This is a genomic window from Streptomyces sp. NPDC050422, assembly GCF_044458665.1.
Taxonomy (GTDB): domain Bacteria; phylum Actinomycetota; class Actinomycetes; order Streptomycetales; family Streptomycetaceae; genus Streptomyces.
On sequence record NZ_JBITIE010000004.1, the window covers coordinates 113757 to 138828 of the forward strand.

14 protein-coding genes are annotated in these 25072 nt (G+C 71.0%); 8 read left to right on the plus strand and 6 right to left on the minus strand.

The features are described 5' to 3' along the window. Positions 1-28: 28 nt before the first annotated feature. From ACIBJG_RS06885 to ACIBJG_RS06910, 6 genes are all read right to left on the minus strand, one after another. A complete protein-coding gene (locus ACIBJG_RS06885) occupies positions 29-397 on the minus strand; it encodes an ArsR/SmtB family transcription factor (RefSeq protein ID WP_399304735.1) in 369 nt (122 codons plus the stop codon). Between the two features lie 201 nt (positions 398-598). Continuing rightward, positions 599-973 carry a zinc ribbon domain-containing protein YjdM gene (locus tag ACIBJG_RS06890; protein WP_399304738.1) on the minus strand — a complete coding sequence of 125 codons (375 nt, stop codon included), beginning with the start codon at positions 971-973 and terminating at the stop codon, positions 599-601. A 62-nt stretch (positions 974-1035) separates the two neighbouring features. Continuing rightward, positions 1036-1500 carry an ATP-binding protein gene (locus ACIBJG_RS06895; RefSeq protein WP_399304741.1) on the minus strand — a complete coding sequence of 155 codons (465 nt, stop codon included), beginning with the start codon at positions 1498-1500 and terminating at the stop codon, positions 1036-1038. Beyond that, positions 1497-3140: a SulP family inorganic anion transporter gene (locus ACIBJG_RS06900; protein WP_399305382.1), complete on the minus strand. Its 1644-nt coding sequence runs from the start codon at positions 3138-3140 to the stop codon at positions 1497-1499. The genes ACIBJG_RS06895 and ACIBJG_RS06900 overlap by 4 nt, the downstream gene beginning before the upstream one ends. A gap of 68 nt (positions 3141-3208) precedes the next feature. Further along, a complete protein-coding gene (locus ACIBJG_RS06905; RefSeq protein WP_399304744.1) occupies positions 3209-3550 on the minus strand; it encodes an ArsR/SmtB family transcription factor in 342 nt (113 codons plus the stop codon). A gap of 216 nt (positions 3551-3766) precedes the next feature. After that, positions 3767-4714: a methionyl-tRNA formyltransferase gene (locus ACIBJG_RS06910; protein ID WP_399304747.1), complete on the minus strand. Its 948-nt coding sequence runs from the start codon at positions 4712-4714 to the stop codon at positions 3767-3769. 248 nt (positions 4715-4962) lie between these two features. On the opposite strand from ACIBJG_RS06910, the gene ACIBJG_RS06915 reads away from it, so the two are divergent. The 8 genes from ACIBJG_RS06915 (at position 4963) to ACIBJG_RS06950 (ending at position 25016) form a co-directional block, all read left to right on the plus strand. Beyond that, a complete protein-coding gene (locus ACIBJG_RS06915; protein ID WP_399304750.1) occupies positions 4963-6297 on the plus strand; it encodes a lysine N(6)-hydroxylase/L-ornithine N(5)-oxygenase family protein in 1335 nt (444 codons plus the stop codon). 63 nt (positions 6298-6360) lie between these two features. Then, a complete protein-coding gene (locus tag ACIBJG_RS06920; protein ID WP_399304753.1) occupies positions 6361-7419 on the plus strand; it encodes a FecCD family ABC transporter permease in 1059 nt (352 codons plus the stop codon). Further along, the gene (locus tag ACIBJG_RS06925) at positions 7416-8477 is read left to right on the plus strand and encodes a FecCD family ABC transporter permease (RefSeq protein ID WP_399304756.1); all 1062 of its coding nucleotides are present in this window, start codon (positions 7416-7418) and stop codon (positions 8475-8477) included. Before ACIBJG_RS06920 ends, ACIBJG_RS06925 begins: the two co-directional genes overlap by 4 nt. A 45-nt stretch (positions 8478-8522) precedes the next feature. Beyond that, positions 8523-9362 (plus strand): ABC transporter ATP-binding protein, encoded by an 840-nt coding sequence (locus ACIBJG_RS06930; RefSeq protein ID WP_399305385.1) that lies wholly within the window; start codon positions 8523-8525, stop codon positions 9360-9362. Positions 9363-9476: 114 nt separating this feature from the next. Further along, entirely contained in the window at positions 9477-10538 is a 1062-nt protein-coding gene (locus ACIBJG_RS06935; RefSeq protein WP_399304759.1) for an iron-siderophore ABC transporter substrate-binding protein, read from the plus strand. 40 nt (positions 10539-10578) lie between these two features. After that, complete coding sequence (locus ACIBJG_RS06940) at positions 10579-12369, plus strand: ABC transporter ATP-binding protein (protein ID WP_399304762.1); 1791 nt, start codon at positions 10579-10581, stop codon at positions 12367-12369. A gap of 58 nt (positions 12370-12427) precedes the next feature. Then, the gene (locus ACIBJG_RS06945; protein WP_399304765.1) at positions 12428-23329 is read left to right on the plus strand and encodes an amino acid adenylation domain-containing protein; all 10902 of its coding nucleotides are present in this window, start codon (positions 12428-12430) and stop codon (positions 23327-23329) included. Then, the gene (locus tag ACIBJG_RS06950) at positions 23316-25016 is read left to right on the plus strand and encodes an ABC transporter ATP-binding protein (RefSeq protein WP_399304768.1); all 1701 of its coding nucleotides are present in this window, start codon (positions 23316-23318) and stop codon (positions 25014-25016) included. Before ACIBJG_RS06945 ends, ACIBJG_RS06950 begins: the two co-directional genes overlap by 14 nt. Positions 25017-25072: the final 56 nt, after the last annotated feature.

Genomic DNA, 25072 nt, shown 5'->3' on the forward strand with positions numbered 1-25072 from the left:
GCCGGCCGCCGCCGGTCACGTGCGTGGCTCAGGACGACCTGCGCCGACGGGACGCCGGCCGGGAGCCGGGCTCGGCGGCTCTGAGATCAGCCAGCAGCTCGGCCTGGCCGGTCAGGACTCCGGACAGGATGCTCCTCGCCACCCGCAGCAACTCGGCGACCTGTGGGTTGGCCAGCGAGTAGTGGACGGTCGAGCCCTCCCGGCGGGTGACGACGAGGTTGGCCCGGCGCAGGACGGCCAACTGCTGCGAGAGGTGGGCCGGCTCCACGCCGACCTCGGTGAGCATCTCCGAGACGGCGTGCTCGCGTTCGCTGAGGAGTTCCAGCACCCTGATCCGGACCGGGTGGCCGAGTGTTTTGAAGAACTCCGCCTTCAGCTGGTACAGAGGAGCGCTCACCGCACCCGCCCCGCGCCGGGAGGGGCCGCCGGGATGCCCGACGGCCGTAGTCGTGTGTGCACCGCGCATCGCGCCCGCCCAGAACTCTTCGCCATGGGGACATCTTCCCGCCCCGGGCCGTCCTGGATGACCTCGGGGCAGCGGGTCCCGTCCTCCGCGGACGACGGGACCACCCGTCGGGGCCGTGGGCGCCGGTATCGGTCAGGCCTTCTTGACCACGCTGGACTTGAGCTGCATGGAGCCGAAGCCGTCGATCCGGCAGTCGATGTCATGGCCGTCCACACCGTCCACGAGACGGATGTTGCGCACCTTGGTCCCGGCCTTGATCCCGCTCGGGCTGCCCTTGACCTTCAGGGCCTTGACCACGGTGACGGTGTCGCCGTCGGCGAGCACATTGCCGACAGCGTCCCTGATCGTCCCCTCTGCGCCGCCGTCCTCACCGGCTTCCGCAGGGCCGGTGCTTGCGGGTGACCACTCGTGGCCGCACTCGGGGCAGATCAGGAGCGCGCCCATCTCGTAGGTGTACGCGCCGGAGCATTCGGGACACGGGGGAAGTGCCTCGGTTGCATCGCTCATGGTGATTCCTTGCCTTGTTCGTTCCTGTGTATCTGGTATGGCAGGTGTCAGGTCGCCACCTGTCACAGGGGGAGCGTGATCCAGATGCTCTTTCCCTTGCCGTCCGCGTCACCCCGGACAACGGCGGAGCCGCCCAGTCCGAGCGTGAGTTCCATGACGGTCCCCAGCCCGGTGGCGCCGGCCGCGGTGCCCGCCGAGAGGAGCACGGGCCGGTACGGATGCCGGTCGTGGACGGCGAACGCGAACGTGTCCGCCCCCGCCGCGTACATCACGGTGACCGTCGGGGACAGACCGGCGGCGTGCCGGACGCTGTTGGTCACCAGCTCCGAAAGGATCAGCAGCGCCGGGCCCACGCTGGGGTGGCGACCGTTGATCCCCCACTCCGCCAGTACCTGTTCGGTCGTCTCGCGTGCGATCCGCACCGCCGAGCCCATCGTGGGCAGGGTCAGCACGTGCCGCAGCGGCAGGGCTCGGGACCGTGTGTCCACCGGATGGTCTCCGCACGGGCCGGGCGGAACTCCGGTCATCGGGACACCTCTTCCGTGACGGGAGCGGGCACCGGGAACCCGTCCCGGTGCAGATGGGCTCTGGCTCCGGCGATGGCCTGCGGAGTGGTGGCGTACTCCCTGCCCTCCATCCGGAGGAGGTCCAGCGTGCCGACCGAGTCCAGGGCGCGCCGCTGTCCGGGGCGGACTCCCGAGGTCATCACGGCGATGCCGCGCCGGTTCAGTTTCTCCACCGCGTCCTTGAGGACCAGCGCGCCGGTGGCGTCCATCGTCGACACCCTCGACATACGGAGGATGACGACGCGGACATCGGCGACCTCGGCGAGCTCCAGGAGGAAGCGATGGGCACCGGCGAAGAACAACGGCCCGTCGATCCGGTATGCCACGATGTGCTCCGCCAGCAGGGCGTGCTCCTCCTCACTGTGCTCGCCGGGAAGATCGGCGCGGAAGTCGACCTGGTCCAGGCGTGCCTGGGCGCCGACCGCCCGCAGCGCCAGGGCGCCGGCGACGGCGAGTCCGATGACCACCGCGTAGACGAGGTCGAGTGCGAGGGTGGCGACAGCGGTGGTCACGAGGACGACCGCGTCCGAGCGGGTCGCGCGGACCATCGCGCGCAGCGCACCGACCTCGACCATGCGGACCGCGGTCGCCAGCAGCACGCCGGCGAGAGCGGCGAGGGGAATCCGGGAGACGAGGGGTGCGGCCGCGAAGACGATGACCGCGAGCACGGCGGCGTGGGTGAGCGCGGCGAGGCGGGAGCCCGCGCCGGTACGGACGTTGACGGCCGTACGGGCGATGGCCGCGGTCGCCGGGACCCCGCCGAACAGCGGAGCGGCCAGGTTCGCGATGCCCTGACCGAACAGTTCCTTGTCCGGGTCGTGCTGCTGTCCCACCGTCATCCCGTCCGCGACGGTCGCCGAGAGGAGGGATTCCAGTGCGGCCAGCGCCGCGACCGCCACGGCCGGGGCGAGCAGCGACCCCAGTGCGGAGAGATCGAGGAAGCCCAGCGAAGGCGCGGGGAGGCCGGAGGGCAGATCACCGATCGGAACGGCCGCGTCCAGGGGGAGCAACTGGCAGGCCAGAGTCGCGGCGGCCACGGCGACGATGGAGAACGGGACGGTGGGGCGCCACCGGGCACCCAGCAGCATGATGGCCGCCACCGCCGTGGCGAGGATCACGGCCGTCCAGTTCGGGGCCGACACGAACGCCTCGACGGCCTTCCAGGTCACCACCAGGATCTTGTCGCCCTCCGGCTTGGCGACTCCGAGGGCTCCGGGGATCTGCTGGAGGCCGATGACGCAGGCGATGCCGAGGGTGAAGCCCTCCACGACCGGCGCCGGGATGTACCGCATGTACCGGCCGGCCTTCAGCAGCGCGAGCACGATCAGCAGGACGCCGGCCATCAGACCGACGGTCAGCACCCCGCCCGGTCCGTACTGGGCCACGATGGGGACCAGGACCACCGTCATCGCCCCCGTGGGGCCGGAGACCTGGAGGTTGGAGCCGCCGAACACTGCCGCCAGGGCGCCCGCCACCACGGCGGTCGCGAGCCCTGCCTCGGCGCCGAGTCCGGAGGAGACTCCGAAACCGAGCGCGAGAGGCAGCGCCACAATCGCGACGGTCAGGCCGGCGAGCAGATCGCGGCGAGGGTTGTTCCCCATCGCGACGAAATCGGCGCGAGCGGGCAGCAGCGACCGCACTCGCGTCCAGGGGTGGAGCAGAAGCTTCGTCACTGGGCGGAGACCTCGGCTTCCCGCAGCTCCGCCAGGAGCTCGTTCCGCCCGGTGATCATCTCCGTCAGGATCCGGCGCGCGGCCCGCATGAGTTCCGCGACGTCCCCGCCCGCCAGGGCGTAGACCACCGTCGAACCCTCACGGGTCGACGACACGATGCCCGAGCGGCGCAGGACCGCCAGTTGCTGCGACAGAGCGGCGGGTTCCACCTCGATCGCCGCGAGCAGGTCGCGCACCGGCATCGGCCCACCCTGCAGCAGCTCCAGTACGCGTATGCGGACCGGGTGCCCGAGCATGCGGAAGAACTCGGCTTTGGCCTGGTACAGCGGGACCTGCACGGTGGCGGACCCCCTTCACGACCCCGGGAGACCGGGGCATCATCAGGTGCCGCGCTCGCGGCCGGCTGCGGACACAGCCAGAACAGCATGTAGTGAATTGCAGAAATGTGCAATTCGTAGATTCGCGAACAGGGTGGCGGACTCCCGGAGGATCCCGCCACCTCTCCGTTCGCGGCCGATGCGGCGTGAGTCCGAGGCCGCGCGGAACCCCGTGGGTCAGGGGCGGCTGGTCAGGTAGCCGCCCATCGAGGTGAAGTACTCCGTCGCGGGCATCTCCTGGCCGTCCTCGGTCCGTACGCGGGTGAGGGCCAGGCCGTGGTTGCGGCCGGTGCGGGCGTCCGCACCGGCGACGATCACCACGCCCTCCCCTTCGCGGTAGAAGATGCGGCCGGGTGTTCCGCCATAGCGCCCCTGGGACACCACGGCGGCGAGGACCTCCAGGCGCTTGCCCCGGTGGAAGGCGAAGGCGCTGGGGTACGGCTCGGACTGGGCGCGCACCAGGCGTTCGAGGTCCTGGGCCGGCCAGGTCCAGTCGATGCGGATGTCCTCGGCGGAGCGCTTGTGGAAGAAGGTGGCCCGGGACCTGTCCTGCCGGGTGAACTCCGTCCGGCCGTCGGCGATGAGGTCGAGTGCGTCCGTGGTGACCGGGGCGATGAGGGCGACGGTCTTGTGGAACAGGTCGGTGGCGGTGTCGGCCGGTCCGACCGCAACGGCCTCCTGCCGGACGATGTCGCCGGCGTCGAGCTCGTCGTTCATCATGTGCGCCGTGACGCCCACTTCGCGCTCGCCGTTGATCAGGGCCCAGATCAGTGGCGAGAAGCCGGCGTACTTCGGCAGCAGTGAATCGTGGATGTTCAGCGTGCCGCGGCGCGGGAGGGCGAAGACGCGCGGAGGGATCCAGGTCCGCCAGTTGTTGGCCACGATGATGTCCGGGTCGGCCTCCTTGAGGCGCTCGAACAACTCCTCGTCGTCGGGGCGGTTGCGGATCAGGACCGGAACGCCGTGCTCCTCGGCGAGGTCGGCGACGGAGTCGCTCCAGATCTTCTCGTACGCGTGGTCACTCCTGGGGTGGGTCACGACCAGCGCCACGTCGTGCTCGGAGTCCAGGAGGGCTTGCAGGGTGCGGTGCCCCCAGGTCTGGTAACCGAACATGACGACCCGCATAGGGGTTCCTCCTCAGCGTAGGGATGGAGCGAAATCAGTAAAGCAAGGCTTACCTAATGTCGCAACGGGCGGGCCTGGTGCCGCAGTTGGCAGGAGCCGTGTTCCCGGTTGGCCGGTTTCGGTCTATCGACAGCGTCACAGGATTAGCTTAGGCTCACCTAAGTTTCACCGGGTCGCTCCCTCGGCGGGCCCGTCTCTCGTACGTTCCCCACACCTGACAGGCGGCTTCCCCGCACGATGGGAGTGACATGTCACAGGTTCGTCCTGGCGACGCACCACCGGTCCACGACCTCATTGGCATCGGCTTCGGGCCGTCCAACGTGGCCATGGCGATCGCGATCAGCGAGCACAACGCCCGCGGCGGGACCCAGGAGGCGTTCAGCGCCCACTTCTTCGAGCAGCAGCCGCGGTTCGGGTGGCACCGCGGCATGCTCATCGACGACGCGACCATGCAGGTCTCCTTCCTCAAGGACCTGGTGACGCTCCGGAACCCGTCCAGTGAGTTCAGCTTCCTCTGCTATCTGCAGAGCAAGGGGCGGCTGATCGACTTCATCAACCACAAGAACCTCTTCCCGCTGCGGGTGGAGTTCCATGACTACTTCGAGTGGGCCGCGGAGCAGGTGGGCGGCCTGGTCTCCTACGACCACGAGGTCGTCGGGGTCACGCCCGTCGTCCATGACGGTGATGTGGAGTACCTGGACGTGACGGTCCGCTCGGGCGAGGGGCTCACCGTCCACCGGGCCCGCAACCTCGTCATCGGCACCGGTCTGCGCCCCCTCATGCCGCAGGGCGTGGAACGCGGCGACCGCGTCTGGCACAACTCCGAACTGCTGGCGAGGGTCGACGCGCTGGAGGGCACCTCGCCCTCGCGGTTCGTGGTCGTGGGCGCCGGGCAGAGCGCCGCGGAGAACGTCGCCTATCTGCACCGCCGCTTCCCCGGGGCCGAGGTCTGCGCCGTCTTCTCCCGGTACGGCTACAGCCCCGCCGACGACAGCAGCTTCGCCAACAAGATCTTCGACCCCGGGGCGGTCGACGAGTACTTCGCCGCCCCCGAGGGCATCAAGCGCCGGCTGATGGACTACCACGGCAACACCAACTACTCCGTGGTGGACATCGACCTGATCGACGACCTCTACCGCCAGATGTACCAGGAGAAGGTGCTGGGGGCCGAGCGGCTGCGCTTCCTCAACGTGTCGCGGCTCGAAGAGGTCAAGGAGACGCCGGACCACGTCCGCGCCACTGTGAGGTCCCTCGTCACGGGCGAGGAGACGCTCCTGGACGCCGACGTGGTGGTGCTCGCCACCGGCTACAGTCCCGCAGACCCGCTCGGTCTGCTGGGTGATGTCGCGGACCGCTGCCTGCGGGACGAGCAGGGCCGTGTCCGCGTCGAGCGCGACTACCGGATCGCGACCGACTCCGGCCTGCGCTGCGGCATCTACCTCCAGGGGGGCACCGAGCACACGCACGGCATCACGTCGGCGCTGCTGTCCAACACCGCGATCCGGGTCGGCGAGATCCTGGACTCGCTGCTCGGCCGGGGCGCCGAACCCGCTGTCGGCGGAGCGGCCGGCGCACCCCGCTAGCGGGTCATCACCGTCCGGACCGCCGCACCTTCCGAGTGGATCAAAGGGATAACGAACGCCGACATGAGCACGACTGCAGTGGAGCGCCCCGCGCCCAGAGGCACAACAACCGTTCGCCGAGGGCGGGTTGTGGGGATGGGCGCGCTTCTGGTGATCCTCGTGATCGCGGGAGCGGTGTCGCTGGCCGTGGGTGCGAGGGCGTTGAGTCCCGCCGAGGTGTGGCACGGGCTGTTCGCGGCGCCGGAGTCCGACCAGCGGCTCACCGAGATCCGGCTCATCGTGCAGACCGTGCGCGTGCCCCGGACGGTTCTCGCCGTCGTGGCCGGCTTCGCCCTGGGAGCCGGTGGCTCGCTGATCCAGGGCTACACGCGCAACCCCATCGCGGACACCGGCCTGCTGGGGGTGAACGCGGGCGCCTCGTTCGCCGTCGTGTCGGTGATCGCCGTGTTCGGGTTCACGGATCCGTTCCAGTACGTCTGGTTCGCCTTCCTCGGGGCGGCGGTCGCCGGCGTCGTCGTGTTCGGACTGGCGAGCATCGGCCGGGGCGCCGGCAATCCGCTGACGCTCGCCCTGGCCGGTCAGGGGATCACCGTGTTCCTCGCGGCCATGACCACCGCGGTCGCGCTCTCGGACCAGAAGTCGCTGAACGCGCTGCGGTTCTGGAACGCGGGGTCCGTGGCGGGCGTCGGCTTCGAGGTCATCTGGCCGGTGACCGGGTTCGTCGCGGTCGGGCTGGTGCTCGCGCTCACCATGCTGCCCTCGCTCAACCTGCTGAACCTCGGGGACGACGTGGCCCGGGGGCTCGGCGTCAACATCGCGCTGACCCGGACGGTCGGCATCCTCGCCATCACCCTGCTGGCGGGCGCGGCGACGGCGGCGTGCGGCCCCATCGCGTTCCTCGGGCTCATGGTCGCTCACGTGGCCCGCCATCTGACCGGGCCGGACTACCGCTGGCTGGTGCCGTACGCGGGACTCCTCGGCGCGGTGGTCCTCCTGGTCTGCGACATCGTGGGCCGACTGATGGTGCGGCCGGGCGAGTTGGACGCGGGGGTCGTCGTCGCCCTCCTCGGCGCCCCGTTCTTCGCGGCTCTGGTGTGGCGTGGAAAGTTCAGGAGCGCATGAACGTGACAGAGACGAAGCCCTCGTTGGCGCCGGGTGTACGGCTCGGCCAGGTGTCGTTCGTATGGCGGCCCTGGATCGTGCTGGTCACGCTGGTGCTGGCGGCCGCGGTCTTCCTGGTGTTCTGCCTTTCCCTCGGCATCGGGGACTTCCCCATCGGCCTGTCCCGGGTCATCGCCACCATCCTCGGCCGGGGCGAGCAGGTCGACGAGTTCGTGATCATGGATCTGCGGATGCCGCGGGCCCTGGCCGGCCTCGTCGTGGGGATCGCGCTCGGGGTGTCCGGGGCGATCACCCAGTCCGTCGCGCGGAACCCGCTGGCCAGCCCGGACGTTCTCGGGATCACCGGGGGTGCGAGCATGGTCGCGGTGTTCCTGGTGACGGTGTCGGGCGGGACCGCCGCGGCGGTCATCAACTCCGTGGGCCTCTCCGCGGCGGCGCTCGCCGGCGGTCTCGGGGCGGGGCTGCTGGTGTACTTCCTGGCGTGGCGGCGGGGGATCGACGGCTTCCGGCTCATCCTCATCGGCATCTCCGTGAGCGCCATGACGCAGGCGGTCACGACGTGGCTGCTGGTCTCGGCGGACATCAGGGACGTGGCGCGGGCCCAGGCATGGCTGGTCGGCTCGCTGGACAACCGGTCGTGGGACGAGGTGCGGGTGGCGTCCTGGTGCTCGCTCGCCCTGCTGGCCGTCGTCGCTTGCATCGCCTTCCAGTTCAAGCCGATGCACCTCGGTGACGAGGTCGCCGCGGGCCTCGGCGTCCGGTACACGAGGGTGCGGGCCGTCCTGCTGCTGTGCGCGGTCCTGCTGGCCGCGGTGGCGGTGAGCGCGGCCGGCCCGGTCCCGTTCGTCGCGCTGGTGGCGCCGCAGGTGGCGATGCGTCTGGCGAGGTGCCCGACGCCGCCGATGGTGGCCTCCGGGCTGACCGGTGCGCTGCTGCTGATCGGATCCGACCTGCTGGCGCGCTCGGCTCTGCCGATCGGTCTGCCGGTCGGGGTGGTCACCGCCGTGATCGGCGGACCCTTCCTGGTGTATCTGCTGGTGCGGGCGAACCTCCGATAGATAACAGACGAGTTGGACCACCCGGACAGAGGAGGCCCCGTGGCCATTCACCACAGCACCACCACCGAGGTCGAGCCGGTGCGCAGGGACGCTCCACGGCTGGCGGCCAGAGGCGTCACGGTCGGGTACGGCGGCCGGGCCGTCATCGACGAGCTGGACGTCACGATTCCGTCAGGCGTGATCACCACGATCATCGGCCCCAACGGGTGCGGGAAATCGACCCTGTTGCGCACGCTGACGCGGCTGCTCAAGCCGACCAGGGGCGCGGTGGTGCTGGACGGCGAGGACATCGCCGCGCTCAGGACCCGGGACGTGGCGAAGAAGCTCGGCCTGCTTCCGCAGACCCCCGTCGCGCCGGAGGGCCTGACCGTGGCCGACCTGGTCGCCAGAGGGCGCCATCCGCACCAGAGCTGGCTGCGGCAGTGGTCGTCGGACGACGCCGACGTCGTGGCGGACGCGCTGGCCATGACCGGGGTGTCCGAACTGGCGGACCGTCCCGTCGACTCACTGTCCGGCGGACAGCGTCAACGCGTCTGGATATCGATGACTTTGGCCCAGGGAACCGATCTGCTGCTGCTGGACGAGCCGACCACCTACCTGGACCTGGCGCACGCGATCGATGTGCTCGACCTGGTGGACGACCTGCACGAGTCGGGATGCACCGTGGTCATGGTGCTGCACGACCTCAATCTGGCCACCCGGTACAGCGACAACCTCGTCGTGATGCGGGAGGGGGCGATCCTGGCACAGGGTCACCCGCGCGACGTGATCACCGCCGAGCTGTTGCACGAGGCGTTCGGACTGCGCGCCATGGTGATCGACGATCCGGTCGGCGACCGGCCCCTCATCGTTCCCATCGGCCGGACTCACGTAGGGCTCAACTAGGTCTCGAACAAAGGGGATACGTCAGTTAGGCTAGGCTACCCTCACTTCGTCGGGGTAAGGTTTGGCTGCCCTTGTACGGGGCTCAGTGGACAGTGCGAAAGCAAGGGATTCCGGATGCTCCTCCACAGAACGATGCTCATGAAGCCCTGGCGGCGGCTGGCGGCCACGGTGTCCGCCGCGGCCCTTGGCATCGGCCTACTGGCGGGATGCGGTTCCGACTCGACGGACGACGCGGACAAGGCGGGCGACAAGGTGCCCGCTGCCGCCGCCGGTGCGTTCCCGGTCACCGTGGAGCACGCGTTCGGATCCACGAAGATCACCAAGGCGCCCGAGCGGGTCGTCTCCGTCGGATACACCGACGACCAGACCATCCTGGCGTTCGGCATCAAGCCGGTCGGCATGGTCGATCAGTACCCCAACCCCGCGGGCAAGTCCCCCGACATCAACACCCAGTGGCCCTGGGTGAAGGGCAAGTGGGGAGACGCGCGCCCCGAGGTCATCATGAAGAACGGTGACGCGGGCCCCAACTACGAGAAGATCGCTGTCCTTCGGCCGGACCTGATCATCGCGGTCTACTCCGAGGTCGACCAGGCCGCGTACGACAAGCTCTCGAAGATCGCCCCGACGGTGGGCCGCACGAGGGCCGAGAAGGAGCCCTTCAGCGCCCCGTGGCAGGACAACGCGGTCCACATCGCCAAGGCGCTCGGCAAGGAGGCCGAAGGCGAGGCCCTGGTGAAGGGCATCCAGGCGAAGCTCGACGCCGCTGCCGAGGCCCACCCCGAGTTCGCGACGCAGACCGGTGTCGCACTGTCCTGGTACGAGAAGTCCGTGGCGCCGTTCACCACGACCGACGTACGCGGACGCCTGGTGACGGGCATCGGCTACAAGGGTGCGACGGAGATCGACAAGATCGCGGGCGGCAAGTTCTACACCGTGCTCTCGCCCGAGCGCATGGACCTCGTCGATGTCGACCGCATCTTCGTCATCAACGACAAGGCGGACCAGGAAGCCCTGAAGAAGTCCGAGCTGTTCAACAACCTGAAGGCGGTCAAGGACGGCCGGGTGTCGTACCTGCTCGACAGCGAGGGTCCGGCAGTCGGCGCGGCCATCTCCCAGGGCACGCTGCTGTCCATGCCGTACGCCATCGACGAGCTCGTCAAGTCGGCCGGCCAGTGACACCGCCCGACACCCGCGGCCGGCCCGCCCCGGTCCGCGTGTGAGCGCCGCCGGCACCCGCGCGATCGCCCCGGCGACCCTGCGCACGGCCACCGGGGGCGAGGCCACCCGGTGGCTCACGGCCCACTGCCGCGCGGTGCCGTGGTTGACGGCCGCCACCGTGCTCACCACGGTGGCCGGTGCGGCGCTCCAGGTCCTTCCGGTGCTGCTGCTCGGCCAGGTGGTCGACGGGGTGGTCGAGGGTGAACCTCGTTCGCTCCTCGTCAGGATCGGGGTGCTGATGGTGGCCGCCGCGCTCCTCGGAGCGGCGGCCACCGCGGGATCGACGTATCTGATCGGGCGGCTGGGCGCGGATCTGCTCGCCCAGCTGCGCGAAGACGCCGTCCGTGCGGTGCTCGGGATGCCCAGCGCGCGGATCGAGCAGGTCGGCCGGGGGGACGTGCTGTCCCGGGTGGGCGACGACGTGGCCGTGCTGTCCCGGGGGATCCGGTCAGCCATTCCCACGGTGTTCACGGCGGGCGTGCTCGTCGCCATCGCCACGGCCGGCATGTTCGGTCTTGACTGGCGGCTCGGCCTGGCCGGCGCCGGCGCGCTCCCCGCCTACGCACTGGCCCTGCGTTGGTACCTTCCCCGGTCCGCACCGCTCTACCGGAAGCAGCGGGCGGCGCAGGCCGACCGGGCCCAGGCGCTGATCAGCGGCCTGAACGGGATCGACACGGTCCGGGCGTACCGCCTGGAGGACGCGTTCCGCGAGAAGGTCACGAATGAGTCGTGGCGGGTGCGTGAGCTCGGCATCGAGGTGTTCCGGTTCTTCGGTCGCTTCGTCGGCAGGGAGAACCGCGCCGAGTTCATCGGACTGGTCCTGATCCTCCTGGTCGGATACGCCCTGCTGGAAGGCGATGTGGCCACCCTCGGCGAGGTGTCGGCCGCCCCGCTGATGTTCCACCGGCTGTTCACGCCGCTCGGCGCCATCATGTTCACGTTCGACGAGGCGCAGAAGTCGGGCGCGAGCCTGACCAGGCTGGTCGGGGTGCTGGGTGAGGACGCGGAGGACCGCCTGGTGGGAGATGCCACCGTGGCGGCCGCGGCCGCGGCCCCGTACCCGGTGACGGTGGAAGGGCTGACGTTCAGATACCCCGATACCGAGGACCCGGTCCTGAGGGACGTCGGTCTGACGATCCCGGCCGGGGGTTCACTCGCTCTGGTGGGGGCGACGGGCGCGGGCAAGTCGACTCTCGCCGCACTGATCGCCGGCATCGGGGTGCCGCAGTCCGGCTCGGTGCGGATCGGGCCGCACGATCTCGCGGATCTCGACGAGGCCGGGGCGCGGGCCCTGGTGAGCATCCTGACGCAGGAGACACACGTGTTCTCCGGTCCGCTCGCCGATGATCTGCGGCTGGCCGCGCCGGAGGCGACCGACGCCGAGTTGACGGACGCGCTGCGGACGGTCGGTGCGGGAGTGTGGGCCGATGCGCTGCCGGACGGGTTGCGGACCCCGGTCGGCGAGGGCGGCGAGCGCCTGGACGTCACCAAGGTCGCCCAGATCGCCCTGGCGCGGCTGGTGTTGGCCCGGTCGCCGGTGGTGGTCCTCGACGAGTCGACGGCGGAGGCCGGCAGTGAGGGCGCCGCTGAGCTGGAGCGGGGCGTGCTCGCCGCGTGTGCGGGCCGGACCACGCTGTTCGTGGCGCACCGGCTGACCCAGGCGATGGCCGCGGACCGGATCGCCGTCCTGGACGCGGGGCGGGTCGTGGAACAGGGGACGCACGAGGAGCTGGTGGCTCTGGACGGCCGGTACGCACGGTTGTGGCGGGCCTGGCAAGAAGGCAGTTAGGTGAACCTTAGTTAGGCTAGGCTAAGTTGAACACCTCGGATGGGATGCGGAGTCTTCGATGATGGAACCGGGCGCTCGTCTCGTACTGCTTTCCGAATCGGGCCTCGCTGCCCTGCGCCGGCGAACCGGTGACCACAGCGACCGGACCCTCGCCACCGCGTGCGCCATCGGTCTGGCCTACTGGTCAACGGGACGGGGCCCTGACGGGATGGGCCTCGTCCCCGGCACCCTGTTCGCCGACGTCCTCGGATGGGTCGGCAACGGCGGTTCCGGGGCTGCCGGTTGGGAGGTCGGCACCGACGGCCGCAGCATCGCCGTCCCTGAAGGTGTCTCTCCGGCCGATGCCCAGCTCGCCCTGGACGACCTCGCCGAATTCCCCGACCGGCCCCTCGGGACCATCAGCACCTCCGGCGTCGCGGCACGGATCGAGGCCCTCGCCCGGTGGAACGACACCGGGGCGGGCCGAGTCCGTCCGACCATCGTGGAGATGTTCCATGAGCAGGCGCGGGCACGCCCTGACGCGGTCGCGATCGTGGACGGGCACCGCTCGCTGACGTACGGGCAAGTGGCCGCCCACGCGAGCCAGCTGGCCCACCATCTGGTCGAGCGCGGACTGACGGCCGAGCAGGTCGTGGGAATCTCCCTGGGGCGTAGTGCCGACATGGTCATCGGACTGCTCGGAGTGCTCCGGGCAGGATGTGCCTTCGTCCCGCTCGATCCGCTGTGGCCCGCCGCGCGCCGGGCCGTCGTCATCGAGGACGCCCGGGTGGTGCTCCAGCTCAACAGCTCGGGCGAGCAAGCCGATTGTGAGCCGGAGGCCGTGGCCGTCGACCTCGACGAATGGCGGTTCGCCTCGTACCCCGCCGAGGGCCCTGAGGTCGCCGTCCCCGGACCCGCCCTCGCCTACGTGATCTTCACGTCCGGCTCGACCGGCCGCCCCAAGGGCGCGATGATCCGTCACGAGGCCATCAGTGAACGTCTGTTGTGGCAGGTCGACGAGATCCTGCACTTCGGCCACGACGACGCGTCCCTGTTCAAGGCGCCGCTCTCCTTCGACATCTCCATCAACGAGATCTTCCTGCCGCTGGTGTGCGGCGGCCGGCTGGTGGTCCTGCCGCCCGGCGGCGAACGCGACCCGCACCACCTGCTGAGCGTGATCGCCGAACAGCGCGTCACCTTCACCTACCTGGTGTCGTCCATGCTGGACGTCCTGCTGGAGATGGTGGGGGACTCCGGACGGCTGGACAGCCTGAGTCATGTGTGGTGCGGCGGCGAGGTGCTGACCCCCGAACTCTACGAGCGCTTCCGCACGCGCCTCGACATCCCCATGTACCACGGCTACGGCCCCGCCGAGACGACCATCGGCGTCTCGCACGTCATCTACCGGGGCGTGGCGGAACGCCTGTCGACATCGATCGGCAAGGCCAACCCCAACACCCAGTTGTACGTACTGGACGACGAACTGCGCCCGGTCCCGGTCGGGGTCGGCGGCGAACTGTACGCGGGCGGCTTCCTCCTGGGACGCGGATACGTCAACGCGCCCGGCCTGACCGCGTCGCGCTTCGTGGCGAATCCGTTCGCGGCCGACGGATCCCGGCTGTACCGGACCGGCGACCTCGCCCGGTTCGCCGCGGACGGCTCCCTGGACTTCCTCGGCCGGGCCGACAACCAGATCAAGATCCGGGGGATGCGCCTGGAGATCGAGGACGTCGAGGCCGGTCTCGCCGAGCACCCCGGCGTACGGCACACCTGCGTCGTCGCGAAGAAGAACACGGCGGGTGGGACCTACCTCGTCGGCTACGTCATCCCGGCGGCCGGGAACGAGGACCTGCGCGCCGACGAGGTCAGGGCGTGGGCCGCCGCGCACATGGTGGAGTACATGGTGCCCGCCCACACCGTCGTGATGAAGGAGTTCCCGCTCACCGCCAACGGCAAGCTCGACCGGGCCGCGCTGCCGGAACCCGTGACATCCACCGGGCAGTTCGTCGCGCCCACCACCGAGAAGGAGCGCGTGGTCTGTGCGGCCGTCGCGGCGGTGCTGCGGCTGGACGAGGTCGGCGTCGACCAGGACTTCTTCCGGCTCGGCGGGGACAGCATTCTGGCGATCTCGCTGCTGAGCGCGTTGCGCGACGCCGGTCTCCACGTCACGGCACGGCAGATCTTCACCCACGGCGTCGTCGGCGCCCTCGCCGCGGTCGCGAGCCGTGAGGACGTGTCCACGGTGGAGGACGACGACATGGCGACCGGGCCCGTGGTGGGGTCGCCGATCGTCCAGTGGCTCGGGGAGACCACGGACGCGGTCGACGGCTTCGTACAGTCGGTGGTGCTGAACACTCCGCCGGAGCTGACCGCGGACGCCCTGGACGAGATCCTCACCGCCGTGGTCCGGCGGCACGACATGCTGCGGGCCGGGCTGGTGCGCGGGGAGCGCTGGAGCTTCGACATCCCGGCGGCGGACGGGGCGGTCGCCGCGTGGCAGGAGAGTGGTCTGCCGCTCGACGCCTGCGTCGATTCGGCCACCGCCGGACTCGACCCGGACAACGGCGTCATGCTGCGCGCCGTCTGGCGCCGAGAGGCGCGGCAACTGGTCGTGGTCGTCCACCATGTGGTGATCGACGGTGTCTCCTGGCGGATCCTGATGGACGACCTGGCCACCGCATGGCGGCAGTGCCACGCGGGCACGCCGGTCGAACTGCCTCCGGTGGGAACGTCGTTCAGACGTTGGACCGAGTTGCTCGGACGCACCCCGTTCGACACGGGCCGCACCTACTTCCAGCATCCCCTGCCGGGCGTGGACGGCCCCTTGGGCAGGCGTTCGCTGTCCGAGACGGACACCGTCGCCCATGAGCGGGAGCGCACCGTATCGGTGGGGGCCGACATCACGTCGGCGCTGCTGAGCGAGATCCCCGCCAGGTTCCACGCGGGCGTCAACGACGTGCTGCTGACCGCGCTCGCGGTCGCCCTCGCCCGTTGGCGCCGCGACCTCGGCCAGGAGCAGACGTTCGCGCACATCGAACTGGAGGGCCACGGCCGCGAAGGGCGGTTCGTCGCGGGCACCGCCGGCTTCGAACCGGAGCTCTCGCGGACCGTGGGCTGGTTCACCACTCTCTTCCCGGTGACCGTCGACCCCGGCACCGCAGCCTCCTTCACCTCATCCGAGTACCTGGCCGCCGCGCTGAAGGCGGTCAAGGAGGATCTCGCCCGCGTACCGGGCAACGGTCTCTCCTACGGCGCCCTGCGCTACATGGCCGGCACCCGCTTCGACACGCCCGCGCCCCAGGTGCTGTTCAACTACCTGGGCCGCTTCGACTCGGGCACCTCCGGGGACTGGCAGCTCGCCGGGACGGCGGGGCAGCTGGGCGAGAAGCGCGACCCGAGGATGCGCCTGCCGCGCGCCCTGGAGTTCAACCTCATCGCCGAACCGGCCGCGACCGGCGGGTACGAGCTGGTCACCACCATCTCCTGGCCCGACGGCATGTTCACCGACGAGGACATCGCCGTCGTCGGTGAGTACCTCCGGGATGCCCTGGCCGGGCTCGCCGCGCTCGACCGCGGCGGCCACTCGCCCAGCGACTTCGGCCCGCTTCCGCTCACCCAGGCCGATGTCGACGCCCTGGACGGCCCCGGGCTGTACGACATCCTGCCGTTGACCCCGTTGCAGGAGGGCCTGTACTTCCACTCGGTCTTCGACGAGGACTCGGCGGGCAGCTACGTGGAGCAGCAACTGCTGACGCTGGACGGCGAGGTGGACGCCGGACGGCTCGCGGCGGCGGCCACCCGGCTGCTGACGCTGTACCCCAACCTGGCCGCCCGGTTCGTGGCCCTGGCCGACGGCCGGGTGGTCTCCGTGCTGGAGAGTGGTGCCGAGGCACCCTTCACCACGCTGGACCGCCCCGGCATCACCGACGCCGAGATCCGCGAGTACGCCGAGCGGGACCGGCGCGCCGGGTTCGACCTGGCCACCGGCCCTCTCATGCGATACACGCTCCTGCGCGGCGGGCCCGGCCGGAACGTGCTGGTGCAGACCGTGCACCACATCATCGCCGACGGCTGGTCGGTGCCGCCGACGCTCCGCACGCTGCTGGCCGAGTACCACCGGCCGGGGGCCGCGTACGGGACCGGCGGCTTCGCCGACTACGTGCAGTGGCTCGCCGGGCGCGACGACGACGAGAGCGACCGCGTCTGGCGCGACGAGCTGGCAGGCCTTTCCGGCCCCTCGCTGGTCGCCGAGGGGCACACCCCGTCCGACCGGTTCGCCGACACGGCCATGGAACCGGCGGACGACATCGACGCGGCCGCCCGGACGGCCGGCGTGCCCCTGAGCGTGGCCGTGCACAGCGCCTGGGCGGTGACGCTCGGCGGCATCCTGCACGGCACGGACGTGGTGTTCGGCTCCACCGTGTCCGGGCGCGACGCGGATGTGCCCGGCATCGCCGACATGGTGGGCCTGTTCATCAACACGATCCCCGTACGTGCGCGCTGGACCGCGACCACGACGGCGTCCGGCCTGCTCGCCTCGGTACGGGAGCACCAGAGCGCCGTGCTGCCGCACCAGCACGTCTCACTGGCGCGGATCGGCCGGTCGGCCGGCGCCGGTGCCCGCTTCGACACCCTGGTCGTGTTCGACGTCGCGACCGACGTGGCCGCTCTGCGCGGACCCGACGACGAACTGGTCATCACCGGAATCGTGAACGAGGGAGCACCGCACTACCCGCTGACGCTGGTCGTGGAACGCGCCACCGACGGCCGGCCGCGCTTCAACCTGATCCACGACGGCGCTCTGCTCCGGACATCGGGCGCCGAGGCGATCCTGCGTACGTTCACCCGCACACTGACCGGCCTGCTCACCCGGCCGGACGCACGGGTCGAGGACCTGGCCTCCGAGGGCGACCAGCCTCCCGCACCGGTCATCCCGACGACCCTGGGCGCACTGTTCGACGCCGCCGCACTCCGCGACCCGGCCGCCGTCGCCGTCACCCAGTGCGCCCTCGACGGCGGCACCCGGTCGCTCACCTACGGCGAACTGACCGCAGCGAAGGACGAGTTGGCTCAGGCGCTGCGAGTGGCCGGTGTCGGGCCGGGCGCACGCGTCGCCGTCGCCGTGCCGCGTTCCCTGGAGCAGGTCGTCGCGCTGATCGCGATCGTCACCGCGGGCGGCGCCTACGTACCGCTGGACCTGGCGTACCCGGACGAGCGGCTGGAGTACATCCTCGCCGACTCCGGCCCGCAGGCCGTTCTCGTGGACCGTGAGCAGCGTGACCGCTTCACTGGACTCCTGTCCAGGGCCGGCGTGCAGGCCCAGGTGCTCGTGCTCGGGGACGAACTGCCGCAGGCGGACGGGCCGGTGCCGGAGACTTCGAGCCCCGGCCCGCACGACCCCGCGTACGTGATCTACACCTCCGGGTCCACCGGCCGCCCCAAGGGCGTCGTCGTCCCGCACGCCTCCGTCGTGGCGCTGCTCGCGAACACCCGGTCCGGCATGGGCTTCGGCCCGCACGACGTGTGGGTCCAGTTCCACTCGTACTCCTTCGACTTCGCCGTCTGGGAGTTGTGGGGCGCGCTGGCGCACGGCGGTGAGCTGCTCGTACCGGACTACGCGCTGACGCGTTCCCCGGTCGACTTCCACCGGATGGTCCGCGAGCGCGGGGTCACGGTGCTCAACCAGACGCCATCGGCGTTCTACCGGTTCATCGAGGCCGACCGGCACGCCGGTGAACCGGCCACCACACTGCGGCGGATCATCTTCGGGGGAGAGGCGCTGGATCCGGCGCGGCTGCGCGGCTGGGTCGAGCGGTACGGCACCGGCTCGCCCGAGCTGGTCAACATGTACGGCATCACCGAGACCACCGTCCACGTCACCCACCGGGTGCTCAGCGACGAGACCTTCGGCGCAGACGTCGGCGCAGGAACCGGTGTCAGTCCGATCGGCGGTCCGGTCCCCGGCCTCGACACCTATCTCCTCGACGACCGGCTCCGGCCGGTGCCGCCCGGCAGGGTGGGGGCCATCTACGTCGCGGGCGACCAGGTGGCGCTCGGCTATCTCGGCAGGCCGGGACTCACCGCGGGCCGGTTCGTGGCCCACCCGTTCGCGGGAGACGGCTCCCGGATGTACCACACGGGCGACCTCGCCCGGCGCACGCTCGACGGGGAGCTGGAGTTCGCCGGCCGCGCCGACGACCAGGTCCAGCTCAAGGGGTTCCGGATCGAGCTCGGCGAGGTGGAGACGGCGATCAGGGGACTCGACGGTGTGGTCGACGTGGCCGTCACCGTGGCGGACAGCGGCGACCACCTGGTCGCGCACGTCGTGGGCGGGGTGCCCGACGATCTCACGGGTCTGCTGAGCGCGAAGCTGCCCGTGCACATGGTGCCGGGCCGGGTGCGACGCGTCGACGCGCTGCCGCTGACGGTCAACGGCAAACTGGACCGCAAGGCGCTGACCGAGCATGCCGGGACGGACGCTCTCCCCGAGGCCGCGACCGGCTCCGCGCTCGCCGCACTGGTCGGTGTCTTCGGCGACGTGCTTCCCGGATCCACCGTGGACGCCGACACCGACTTCTTCATGGCCGGCGGCGACAGCATTCTCGCCATCACCGTGATCAACCGGGCCCGGGCCCTCGGACTTCTCATCGCACCGCGGGACGTTTTCCTGTTCAAGACCCCGCGCGCACTCGCCGAGCAGCTGGATTCGCGTACGCCGCAGACCGCGGCCGCCGAGCCGGTCCGACGTGAGGACGGCCCACTGCCCGCGACGCCGATCATCCTGCGCAGGCGCGAACTGGGCGGCTCGCTCGTCCGGTTCGCCCAGGCCCGAACGCTGGTGGTGCCGGAGGGCGCCGGATTCGCCGAGGTCGAACGTGCCGCGCACGCCGTCGTGGCCGCGCACCCCGTCCTGCGGCTCCGGCTGCACATCGAGCACGGCGTGTGGGGCCTGCGCACCGAACCCCGCCGCGAGGTCTCCGTCGTCCGGGCGGAGACGACGGACGCGACGGCCGTCGCGAACGAGGCCGCCGGGCGCCTCGATGCCGAGTCCGGGGACGTCATCGCGTTCTCCTGGATGCCGGAGAGCCGCACCCTCGTGGTCACCGTGCACCACCTCGCCGTCGACGCGGTGTCGTGGCTGATCCTGCTCGACGACCTGGCCGCCGCCCTGAGGGGCGGGGTCCTGGCGCCGCCGACCACCTCCTACGCCGAGTACGCCGAAGCGCTGAGTGCCCGTTCAGCCCGGGCGTCCGGCCTGGGGGACTGGATCACCACCCTCGGGGCGCCCGCGCTGCTGCCCTGCGTCGAGGGCCTGCGCGCGACCACCGTCGTGCTCGCGCCCGACGTGAGCGCCCGGGTGACACGTACCGCGCCCGCCGCGCTCGGCATCGGTCTCACCGAGCTGCTCTGCGGCGCCCTGCGCACCGCGCTCACCCGGGTCCAGCCGTCGCCCACCGATCTCGCGGTCGACCTGGAGCGCCACGGCCGGGTCCCTATGCGGGAACACCACGACTACACCCGTACGGTCGGCTGGTTCACCGCCATCGCTCCCGTCCGGCTCACCGCGCACACCGACCCCGTCGAGGCGGCGCGCGAAGTCGCCGCACGGCAGCCGGACGAGGACGGGCACGTCGCCTACGGCCGGCTCAGGTACCTCGACCCGCAGACGGCCCCGCTGCTGACCGCCCGCCCGCAGGTGCTGTTCAACTACCTCGGCCGGGGCAACGAGTCCCAGGCCCTGGACATCACCGGCGCGGACGAGGACAGCCCGTACGGCGTCGAGGTCAACGCCTGGACCGACGAGGCCACCGGAAGCCTGCACGCGGCCTTCACCCTCGCCGACGGCATCCCCGACGCGATCACCGGGCACTGGCTGGCCGCGCTGGAGCGCATCGCGGACGCCTCCACGACGGCCGAGCGCACCGCACCGGTCACTCCTCTCCAGCGCGGCCTGTACTTCCAGGCCCAGATGGCGGGCACGGCCGGACACTACGTCGCGCAGAGCTACTTCACCTTCGACCGGCGCCTGGACACCGACGCGCTGGCCGAGGCGATGGCGTACGTGATCGCGCGGCACCCGGGCGTGGGCGCCGGGTTCACCACGGACGACCGCGGAAACCCGGTCCAGGTCCTCCGGGCCGGCCGTCGCGTCGACGTCCGCACGGTCACCCTCGCGACGGAGGCCGAAGCCGACGCGCTGCGCGCCGAGGACCGCGACACCGGATTCGACCCGGGCGAGCCGCCGCTCGTCAGGCTGACCGTGGTACGTCTGCCCGGCGGGCGCGACGGCCTGCTGCTGAGCTACCACCTCCTGCTGTGGGACGGCTGGTCCCGCGAGATCCTGCTGCGTGACCTGTTCGACGCCTACCGGGCCGTCGTCGCGGGCGAACCACTGGACGCGCCCCCGCTCACCCCGGGCTTCGAGGACTACGCCCGGACGCTCGCCGCCAAGGACCCCGCCGTCGCGGAACGCTTCTGGGCGGAGCACCTGGACGGCCTGACCGGCCCGACGCTGCTCGCCGGGCCGCAGCCGGCCGTCACGGACGCAACTCCGCGCGCGCTCGTGCACACGATGTCCGCCGACCTGTCGGACCTGCTGCGGGACGCGGCCAAGTCGCACGGCGTCACGCTCAACTCCGTGCTGACCGGGGCGTTCGGCCTCCTGCTCGGAGCGCACACCGGCCGCAGTGACGCGGTGTTCGGGGTGACCGTCTCGGGGCGGGAGGGCGAGGGCCTGTCCGGCATCGTCGGCGTGCTGCTCAACACCGTGCCCATGTGGACGCGGGCCCGGCCGGACGACACGGTCGGCGCGTACCTGATGGCCGTCCAGGCGTCCCGGGTCGCGGCGATGGAACACGAGCACCTGGGGCTCGGCGAGATCCAGCGGGCCAGTGGACACGACACCCTGTTCGACAACCTGTTCGTGCTCCAGAACTTCCTGGACCTGGACGCGCTCGCCGGGATGAACGCCAGGCACGGCATCACCTCGGTGCAGGCCGACGACTCGACCCACTACCCGTTCACCTGGGTCGTCACGCCCGGCGACCGGCTCACCGTCAAGCTGGAGCACCGCGACGACGACCCCGTGGGCGCCCGCCGGCTCCTGGACGACTACCTGCGTGTGCTGGAGGACGTGGCCACGTCCACCGGCCCGGTCGGGGCCCTGCGCGGGGTGGGCGCACTGCCCGAGGCCGCCGCGCGTACGGACGTCGGTACGGACACGGTCGTCGACCGGTTCGACCGGGCGGCGGACCGCGACCCGCAGCGGGTCGCCCTCGTCGCCCACGGCTCGGCGCTGACCTTCGCCCAGCTCCGGGACCGCAGCCGTGCGGTGGCGGGAGTGCTGGCCGGTCGCGGCATCGGGCCGGAACGGACCGTGGCCCTTGCGATCCCGCGCTCCCTCGACTCGATCGTTGCCCTGTTCGCCGTGCTGCGCGTCGGGGCCGCGTACGTGCCGCTGGAGCTCGACCACCCGGACGAGCGGATCGCCGCGATCGTCGACGCCGCCCGCCCGGACGTGATCCTCACGGTGAGCGCGGTGTCGCCCCGGCTGACCGGTGACCTGATCGAGCTCGACCGTCCGTTGCCCGGGGCCGAACCGTACCGGACGTACGCGCCCGACGATCCGAACCGCCTGCGGCACCCCGCGTACACGATCTTCACCTCCGGATCGACCGGGAAGCCCAAGGGCGTGGTGACCGAGTACGCCGGGCTGACCAACATGCTGATCAACCATCAGCGGAGGATCTTCGAACCGGTGCTGGCGGAACACGGCCACCGGAGCTTCAGGATCGCGCACACCGTGTCGTTCGCCTTCGACATGTCGTGGGAGGAGCTGCTGTGGCTCGCCGACGGCCACGAGGTGCACATCTGCGACGAGGAACTGCGGCGCGACGCACCCCGGTTGGTGTCCTACTGCCTGGAGCACGGGATCGACGTCATCAACGTGACCCCGACCTACGCGCAACAACTGGTGGCGGAAGGGCTGCTCGACCACGCCGAACGGCGGCCCGCCCTGGTGCTGTTGGGCGGCGAGGCCGTCACCCCGGCCCTGTGGCAGCGGCTCGCGGAGACCGAGGGCACGGTCGGCTACAACCTGTACGGTCCCACCGAGTACACCATCAACACCCTCGGCGTCGGTACCTTCGAGTGCGAGGACCCGGTCGTCGGCGTCGCGATCGACAACACCGAGGTGTACGTGCTGGACCCGTGGCTGCGCCCCCTGCCGGACGGCGTTCCCGGCGAGCTGTACGTGTCGGGCGTCGGCATCGCACGCGGCTACCTCGGACAGCCCGCGCAGACGGCGCACCGGTTCGTCGCCTGCCCGTTCGGCGCACCCGGCGAGCGCATGTACCGCACCGGGGACCTGGTTCTCCGGCGGCCCGACGGCAACCTGATGTACCTGGGCCGCACCGACCAGCAGGTCAAGATCCGGGGCCACCGGGTCGAACCGGGCGAGGTCGAGGCCGCGTTCGCCGCGCACCCGGCGGTGCGGTTCGCCGCCGCGGTCGCCCAGCCGGACCCGCAGGTCGACGGAGCGTACCGGCTGGCCGCCTACCTGGTGCTCGAGGGCTCCGGCCTGGCGTCCGTCGCCGCCGAAGTGGCCGCCGCGCTACCGGACTTCCTGCGTCCCACGCACTACGCGCAGGTCGACCGCATCCCGCTGACCGTGAACGGCAAGGCCGACACCAAGGCGCTGCCGGAGGCCAAGCCGCTGGGTGTGCTGACCACGGTGTCCGAACGCGCACCGCAGACCGGCACCGAGATCACGGTGTGCGAGTTCTTCGCCGAGGCCCTGGACCTGGACGACGACGAGGTCAGCGCGGTGAGTGACTTCGTCGCCCTCGGTGGACACTCCATGCTGGCGGTGCGCCTGACCGGGCTGCTCCGCCGGGAGTACGGCCCAGTGATCACGATCCGCGACCTGCTCACCCTGCGTACCCCCGAAGCGATTGCCGGTCACCTCGATGCGAACTGCTGACACCCGCGGGCCCCTGCGAGGAGCCGGCATCCTGCGGAGCGCCCTGCGCCGCAATATCGGCGCCATGGCCTGGGGCACCGTCCTCATGGGCCTGTACCAGGCCGGTGAGACCGCCTTCCCCATCGCGCTCGGTCTGATCGTCGAGCACACCCTGCAGGACCGCAGCCTCGGTTCCCTCGGGGTGTCGATCGGCGCGCTGGCCGTGATCATCACGACCGTGTCGCTGTCGTGGCGGTTCGGGATGCGCGTCCTGCAGAAGGCCAACACGACCGAGGCGCACCGCTGGCGGGTGGAGGTCGCGGCGTGCGGACTCCAGCCGGTGGACAGGGACATCGACCTGAAGTCCGGTGAGGTGCTGACCATCGCCACCGAGGACGCCGACTCCACCGCCGACATCATCGAGGTGGTGCCGCTGCTGATCAGCTCGCTGGTCGCGGTGCTGGTCGCGTCCGTCGCACTGGGCCTGGCGGAACTCCGGCTCGGACTCCTGGTGATCATGGGCACCGTCGTGATCCTCACGATCCTGAGCGTGATGTCCAAACGGATCGGCGCCAGTACCCAGGAGCAGCAGGCCCGGGTGGCGCGCGCCGGTGCGAAGGTCGCCGACCTGATCACCGGCCTGCGCCCGCTGCACGGATTCGGCGGCAACCACGCGGCGTTCGTGTCCTACCGGAAGGTGAGTACGGAGGCGAAGCACCAGGCGGTCACCGTCGCCAGGGTGAACGGCGCGTACGCCGGCGCCGCACAGGCACTCAACGCGGTCCTTGCCGCCGCCGTGACCCTGACCGCCGGCTGGCTGGCATTCGAGGGGCGGATCACCATCGGGGAGCTGGTCATGGCGGTGGGCCTCGCACAGTTCATCATGGAACCGCTGAAGATGTTCTCCGAGATGCCCAAGTACGTGATGATGGCGCGCGCCTCGGCCGAGCGGATGGCACTGGTGCTGGCGGCGCCGCCGGTGACGACACCGGGGACCGGGCGCCCGGCCCCCGGCGGTGACCTGGAGATCGACTGCGTGCGCTACGGGACATTGCGCAGGCTCAAGTGCCGCGTGGCGGCAGGCGAGTTCGTGGCGATCACCGCCTACCAGCCGCGTGCGGCAGCGGACTTCGCGTCGATTCTGGCGGTGAGCGTCCCGCCGCACGCCTACGAGGGAGCGGTACGGGTCGGCGGGACGGAGATCGCCGACCTGCCGGTCGAAGCGGTCCGTGAGCACATGCTGGTGAACCCGTACGACGGGGAGATCTTCGCGGGCACCCTCCGTACGAACATCGACCCGTCGGGCACCAGCCGGATGGTCCCGGAGGCCGTGGAGGCGTCCATGCTGACCGACGTCGTCGCCCTGCACCGGGCGGGGCTCGACCACGGCGTCCGCGACCGCGGGGCGAACCTGTCCGGCGGGCAGCGCCAGCGGCTGTCCCTGGCCCGCGCCCTGGCCGCCGACACCGACGTCCTGGTGCTGCACGACCCGACCACGGCCGTCGACGCGGTCACGGAACAGCTGATCGCGCGCAATCTCGTGAAGCTCCGCCGGGGCCGCACGACCGTCGTGATCACCAGCAGTCCGGCCGTCCTGGACGCGGCAGACCGGGTTCTCGTCCTGGACGACGGCGTCATCACGGCCGAGGACACGCACCGCAACCTGCTGGCCACCGACGAGGCCTACTGCCGGGCGGTGGCGAGGTGAGTGGCTAGTGCCTCGGCGGGCAACGTTTGCCCGTGAAGGAGCGGCGTCCGGTGCGT